The sequence below is a fragment of the Streptomyces sp. NPDC054841 genome (assembly GCF_053611045.1).
Window position 1 is genome coordinate 1 of the sequence record NZ_JBSGZO010000474.1, and the last position, 6,326, is coordinate 6,326.

Annotated in this window: 6 protein-coding genes; 1 reads left to right on the forward strand and 5 read right to left on the reverse strand. The window is 69.9% G+C overall.

The window, feature by feature from the left end:
• From ACWGI8_RS36955 to ACWGI8_RS36975, 5 genes are all read right to left on the reverse strand, one after another.
• Nucleotides 1–675: SLOG cluster 4 domain-containing protein (locus ACWGI8_RS36955; RefSeq protein WP_453667813.1), on the reverse strand; the 675-nt coding region annotated here is incomplete at its 3' end.
• A 43-nt stretch (nucleotides 676–718) separates the two neighbouring features.
• Complete coding sequence (locus ACWGI8_RS36960; RefSeq protein ID WP_453667814.1) at nucleotides 719–1,864, reverse strand: hypothetical protein; 1,146 nt, start codon at nucleotides 1,862–1,864, stop codon at nucleotides 719–721.
• On the reverse strand, nucleotides 1,846–2,574 hold the full coding sequence (locus ACWGI8_RS36965; RefSeq protein WP_453667815.1) for an ABC transporter ATP-binding protein: 729 nt from the start codon (nucleotides 2,572–2,574) through the stop codon (nucleotides 1,846–1,848). Before ACWGI8_RS36965 ends, ACWGI8_RS36960 begins: the two co-directional genes overlap by 19 nt.
• A gap of 226 nt (nucleotides 2,575–2,800) precedes the next feature.
• On the reverse strand, nucleotides 2,801–4,189 hold the full coding sequence (locus ACWGI8_RS36970) for an aspartate aminotransferase family protein (RefSeq protein WP_453667816.1): 1,389 nt from the start codon (nucleotides 4,187–4,189) through the stop codon (nucleotides 2,801–2,803).
• Nucleotides 4,174–4,665 carry an Lrp/AsnC family transcriptional regulator gene (locus tag ACWGI8_RS36975; RefSeq protein ID WP_385412296.1) on the reverse strand — a complete coding sequence of 164 codons (492 nt, stop codon included), beginning with the start codon at nucleotides 4,663–4,665 and terminating at the stop codon, nucleotides 4,174–4,176. The genes ACWGI8_RS36970 and ACWGI8_RS36975 overlap by 16 nt, the downstream gene beginning before the upstream one ends.
• A gap of 192 nt (nucleotides 4,666–4,857) precedes the next feature.
• On the opposite strand from ACWGI8_RS36975, the gene ACWGI8_RS36980 reads away from it, so the two are divergent.
• Nucleotides 4,858–6,297, forward strand: a complete 1,440-nt coding sequence (locus ACWGI8_RS36980) for a gamma-aminobutyraldehyde dehydrogenase (RefSeq protein WP_453667817.1) — start codon at nucleotides 4,858–4,860, stop codon at nucleotides 6,295–6,297.
• The last annotated feature ends 29 nt before the right edge of the window (nucleotides 6,298–6,326 follow it).

Here is a 6,326-nt window from a genome sequence, read left to right on the forward strand (position 1 = left end):
GAGTTCGAGAGCCTCGTCGAGCATCTCGTCGGGGTGCGGCGCGGCGTACGCGCCGAGGTTCGCCGCCTCCATCGCGCCCGGTCCGCCGCCCGTGGCGACGATCAGCCCGGTGCGGGCCAGCGCGCGGCCGAGCCTGGCGGCGCCGGCGTACGCGTCCGTGCCGCGGCTCATCGCGTGGCCGCCCATCACGCCGACCACGCGTACCCCGTTGAGGAGTTCGTCCAGGGCGTCCGAAACGGCGTCGTCGTGAAGGGACCGGAGCATCGAGGCGTAGATGTCGCGGTCGGCCTTGGTCTCCTGGAACCACTCGTACGTGAGCGCGTCGCGGGTGATCTCGTAGCCGCCCTCGGCGAGACCCTCGAACAACTCGTCGGGCGAGTACAGGAGTCCGCGGTACGGATCGAACGGCAGATCCGGTATGGGCGGGAAGACCAGCGCGCCGTCCGTGCGGACCTTGGCCTCGGCGTCGGGCTCCATGCGGCAGCCGAGGAACATCGTGCCGGTGGTGTCCGCGGCGAGCAGCGCGAAGGTGCGCGAGGTCAGGTCGACGGCCTGGACGCGGTGTCCCGCGAGGCTGCCGCGTCGCGCGATGACCTGGTCGAACTCCTCGATTGTCTCGATCTCGCGGTCGTCGTCGTAGGACGACCCCAGCCTCGGCCTGTCTCCCTGCATCATGCGCCGAACGATATGCCCCGGCGTCTTCGCCCGGGTGCCGGGGTCAGTACCGCAGCGGCATCGCGGCCAGTTCCGCCACCGCCAGGGTGAGCGGGGCGAAGACCGCGAGCAGGACCACCGACCGGAGCACCACGCAGGCGTGGAGGAGGGCGGCGGGGGCGCCCAGACCGATGAGGCCGGCCCGGTCGGCCGCGCGGGCGTGCTTGACCTCCAGCACGGAGGTGAGCAGTGTCGCCGTCGTGCAGGCCACGACGAGCGCCGCCCCGAGTCCGGTCAGTTCGCCGAACGGCTGAGGACGGTGCCCGGCGAGTGCCGAGGCCGCGACCGTCGCGGACGCCACCGCGCAGACGACGCCGAGCGGACGGCCGATCCTGCTCGCGTCGTTCATCAGCGCGCGCCCGGAGAGGAGCCGGACGGCCCCGGGGCGTACCGACTGAACCACTCGCCCGCACAGATGGACGATGCCCGGACCGGCCATGGCGAGACCCAGCGCGGTGAGGGCCCAGCCCCCGAGCATCCCGGCCGGCGGGCTCCCGCCGCCGGGCGGCATGCCCTGGCGTGCGTACGTCTCGACCGCGACGCCCGCGGCGGCGAGCGCGACGCCCCAGGGCAGTCCGCCGGGCGTGGCCCCGACGGGGCGCCCGGAGTGCTCGTCCTCGAAGCGCTCGTCCGGCTTCGTACGGCGAGGACGCAGCGCGAGGGCCGCCGCTCCCGCCCCCGCCACCGGTACGAGCGCGAGGAGGGTGAGGGCGGCGGCCAGCGGCAACGGCTGCCCGGCGGCGAGCAGTTCGGCGGCGTCGCCGTCGAACGGCAGCCCCGTCAGATCGCCCCGCAGATGGAGGAAGAGCAGCAGTGCCACCGCGCTGCCGAGGGTGCAGGACACCGCCGTCGAGACGGCGGCCAGCGCGGTGAGCCCCACCGGTCCGAGTCCGACCGCGTCCAGCCCCTGCCGGGGCCGTGCGCCGGGGTCCGTACGGGCCACGGCGACGGCGAGGTGCACGGCCGCGGCGAGCGGGACGAGACACCAGGCCAGCCGGAGCAGGGGCGGCTCGGACGGCTCCGGGCCCGAGACCGCGTAGGACAGCGTGCACAGCAGCAGGAAGCCGACGCCCGCGGACGCCGCGGCGACCATCAGCCGGCGCAGCAGGACCAGGGGGTGGGTGCCGCGCGCTAGACGGAGAGCGAGCACGCGGCCCGGCCTTCCGCCTCGGCGTCGTGGGCGGAGCTGACGCGCCGCCCGTCGGCCAGCGCCACCGAGCGGTCGGCGAGCGTCGCGACGTCCGCGTCGTGGGTGGCGAGGACGAGCGTGATGCGGTGCGAGCGGGCCGCGGTGGTGAGCGTACGCAGCACCTGGGCCCGGTCCGCGCTGTGCAGCGCCGCGGTCGGCTCGTCGGCGAAGATCACGGCGGGGGAGGTGACGAGTGCGCGGACGAGGGCGATCCGCTGGCGCTGGGCCTGGAGCAGCGCGCGGGGGCGTTTGCGCGCGGAGGCGTCGATGTCGAGCCGCTCCAGCCACTCCATGGCGGCGGTCTTGGCCTTGCGGTGCGACCAGCCGCGCAGCAGCAGCGGCAGGGCCGCGTTCTCCCACGCCGTCAGCTCGGGGAGCAGCTGGGGTTCGGGGCCGATCCAGCCGAAGCGGTCACGCCGCAGCCGCTCGCGGGCCACCGCTCCCATGGTGTGGACGGGGCTGCTGTTGAACCACACCTCGCCCTGCTGCGGTACGAGCTGACCCGAGAGGCAGCGCAGCAGGGTGGTCTTTCCACAGCCGCGCGGGCCGTTCACGGCGAGGATCTCGCCCTCGCACACGCCGATGGAGACTCCGTTGAGCGCGGGCGAGCCGCCCAGGGAGTGGTGCAGGGAGCGTGCCCAGAGCACATCGTTGTCCGGCGGGGCCACCATGGCATACACCTCGGTTCTGATCAGTTCTACCCGTTCCCCCTTGCGGGGGAACGAAGGCAGGGCCGAACGGTCACAGGGCACCGTAAGGACTCGGAACCGGGTGTGCGGACAGCACGCGGCCCGGACGCTCTCCTTCTCACTCGAAGGGGTGCATCCGGGCCGCGAACAGCCGATGATCCTCATGGCTCGGAGCTTGATCCAACAGCTCGGAGCCCGGACCGACGGCTCAGAGCTTCGTCCAGGCCTCCGTGAGGACCGACCGCAGGATCTGCTCGATCTCGTCGAACGTCGACTGGTCGGAGATCAGCGGCGGGGCCAGCTGGACGACCGGGTCGCCACGGTCGTCGGCACGGCAGTACAGACCGGCGTCGAACAGAGCCTTGGAGAGGAAGCCGTACAGGACGCGCTCGGTCTCCTCCTCGTTGAAGGACTGCTTGGTGTTCTTGTCCTTCACCAGCTCGATGCCGTAGAAGAAGCCATTGCCGCGGACGTCGCCGACGATCGGCAGGTCGTGCAGCTTCTGAAGGGTGCTCAGGAACGCGCCCTCGTTGTCGAGCACATGCTGGTTGATCTTCTCGCGCTCGAACAGGTCGAGGTTGGCGAGACCGACGGCCGCGGAGACCGGGTGGCCACCGAACGTGTAGCCGTGCAGGAAGGTGTTGTCGCCCTTGTAGAACGGCTCGGCGAGCCGGTCGGAGATGATGCAGGCGCCGATCGGGGAGTAGCCCGAGGTCATGCCCTTGGCGCAGGTGATCATGTCCGGCACGTAGCCGAACTTGTCACAGGCGAAGGTCGTGCCGAGCCGGCCGAAGGCGCAGATGACCTCGTCGGAGACGAGCAGTACGTCGTACTGGTCGCAGATCTCGCGGACCCGCTGGAAGTACCCGGGCGGCGGCGGGAAGCAGCCGCCGGCGTTCTGCACGGGCTCCAGGAAGACCGCGGCGACGGTGTCGGGGCCCTCGAAGAGGATCTGCTGCTCGATCTGGTCGGCGGCCCAGCGGCCGAAGGCCTCCGGGTCGTCGCCGAACAGCGGGGCGCGGTAGATGTTGGTGTTCGGCACCTTGTGCGCACCGGGCACCAGCGGCTCGAACGGGGCCTTCAGGCCCGGCAGGCCGGTGATGGACAGGGCGCCCTGCGGGGTGCCGTGGTAGGCGACCGCACGAGAGATGACCTTGTACTTGGTCGGCTTGCCCACGAGCTTGAAGTACTGCTTGGCGAGCTTCCAGGCGGTCTCGACCGCCTCGCCGCCACCGGTGGTGAAGAAGACCTTGTTCAGGTCGCCCGGGGCTTCGTTGGCGAGACGCTCCGCCAGCTCGACGGCCTTCGGGTGGGCGTACGACCACACGGGGAAGAACGCGAGCTCCTGCGCCTGCTTGGAGGCGACCTCGGCCAGCTCCTTGCGGCCGTGGCCCGCCTGGACCACGAACAGGCCGGCGAGGCCGTCGAGGTAGCGCTTGCCCTTGTCGTCGTAGATGTAGGTGCCCTCACCACGCACGATGGTGGGAACGGGCGAGTTCTCGTACGACGACATGCGGGTGAAGTGCATCCACAGGTGGTCGTAGGCGGACTTGGAGAGGGCGCTGTGGTCCTGGCTCACGGCTATCGGGTTCCCCACATATAGGTCTGCTTCTTGAGCTTGAGGTAGACGAAGCTCTCGGTGGAGCGCACACCGGGAAGGGTGCGGATGCGCCGGTTGATCACTTCAAGCAGGTGGTCGTCGTCCTCGCAGACGATCTCCACCATGAGGTCGAACGAGCCCGCCGTCATGACGACGTACTCGCACTCGGGCATGGCAGTCAGCGCGTCGGCCACCGGGTCCAGGTCGCCCTCGACGTTGATCCCGACCATCGCCTGGCGTCGCAGGCCCACGGTGAGCGGGTCGGTGACGGCGACGATCTGCATCACGCCTTGGTCGAGCAGTTTCTGGACGCGCTGCCGGACCGCCGCTTCGGAGAGGCCTACGGCCTTGCCTATCGCGGCGTACGGTCGGCGCCCGTCCTCCTGCAACTGCTCGATGATCGCCAGGGAGACGGCATCGATCGTCGGGGACGACCCGCTCCCGGTCCTGGAGTCTGTGCTTCGACTGGCCACGAGCATCACTGTGCACCGGACTCGTCGATCCCGCAACCCATCCGCGATGAAATTCGTTGTTCTTGGATCGAAATCTCACCGATTTCGAAGTTGAGGAGCGTCGGACCTGTCGAAAGCGTCACTCGTCGGGCTAGCCTGGGCGACGTAGGGTGGGGTGTCTCACCCATCGGACATCTGACAGGAGGGGTGGTTGTGACCACCGAACTGCGTCGTCTGCGCAATTACATCGACGGGGAGTTCCGGGACGCCGCGGACGGGCGGACCATCGAGGTGGTCAATCCGGCCACGGGAGAGGTGTACGCGACCTCGCCGCTCTCCGGTCAGGCCGACGTCGACGCCGCCATGGCCGCCGCCGCGGCGGCCTTCCCGGGCTGGCGGGACACCACGCCCGCGGAGCGTCAGAAGGTGCTGCTGAAGATCGCGGACGCCTTCGAGGAGCGTGCGGAGGAGCTGATCGCGGCCGAGTCGGAGAACACCGGCAAGCCGCTGGAGCTCACCCGGACCGAAGAGATCCCGCCCATGATCGACCAGATCCGCTTCTTCGCGGGTGCGGCCCGGATGCTCGAAGGCCGCTCGGCCGGCGAGTACATGGAGGGCATGACCTCCATCATCCGCCGTGAGCCGGTCGGCGTCTGCGCGCAGGTCGCGCCGTGGAACTACCCGATGATGATGGCGGTGTGGAAGTTCGCGCCGGCGCTGGCGGCGGGCAACACGGTCGTCCTGAAGCCTTCGGACACCACTCCGGCGTCCACGGTGCTGATGGCCGAGATCATCGGTGCCATCGTGCCCAAGGGCGTCTTCAACGTCCTCTGCGGTGACCGTGACACGGGCCGCGCGATGGTCGAGCACCCGACCCCGGCGATGGCGTCCATCACCGGTTCGGTACGGGCCGGCATCCAGGTCGCCGAGTCGGCGGCCAAGGACGTCAAGCGCGTTCACCTGGAGCTGGGCGGCAAGGCGCCGGTCGTCGTCTTCGAGGACACCGACATCGCGAAGGCCGTCGAGGACATCTCGGTCGCGGGCTTCTTCAACGCCGGCCAGGACTGCACGGCGGCGACGCGGGTGCTCGTGCACGAGTCCATCCACGACGAGTTCGTGAGCGCGCTGGCGAAGGCCGCGGCGGACACGAAGACCGGCCAGCCGGACGACGAGGACGTCCTGTACGGCCCGCTGAACAACGCCAACCAGCTGAAGCAGGTCTCCGGTTTCATCGACCGGCTGCCGGCGCACGCGAAGGTGGAGGCGGGCGGTCACCGGGTCGGTGACAAGGGCTACTTCTACGCCCCGACGGTCGTGTCCGGTCTCAAGCAGGACGACGAGATCATCCAGAACGAGGTCTTCGGCCCGGTCATCACGGTCCAGTCGTTCCGTGACGAGGGCCAGGCGCTCGAGTGGGCGAACGGCGTGGAGTACGCGCTGGCGTCCTCGGTGTGGACGAAGGACCACGCGCGCGCGATGCGGATGTCCAAGTCGCTGGACTTCGGCTGTGTGTGGATCAACACCCACATCCCGCTGGTGGCGGAGATGCCGCACGGCGGCTTCAAGAAGTCGGGCTACGGCAAGGACCTGTCGGCGTACGGCTTCGACGACTACACGCGTATCAAGCACGTGATGACGTCCCTGGACGCGTAACGCCTCCGGCAGAAGCGGAAGTCGAAGGG

Coding starts and splice junctions, on each gene's coding strand:
- ACWGI8_RS36965 (WP_453667815.1), bottom strand. CDS start 2,574: ATGGTGGCCCCGCCGGACAACGATGTGCTCTGGGCACGCTCCCTGCAC.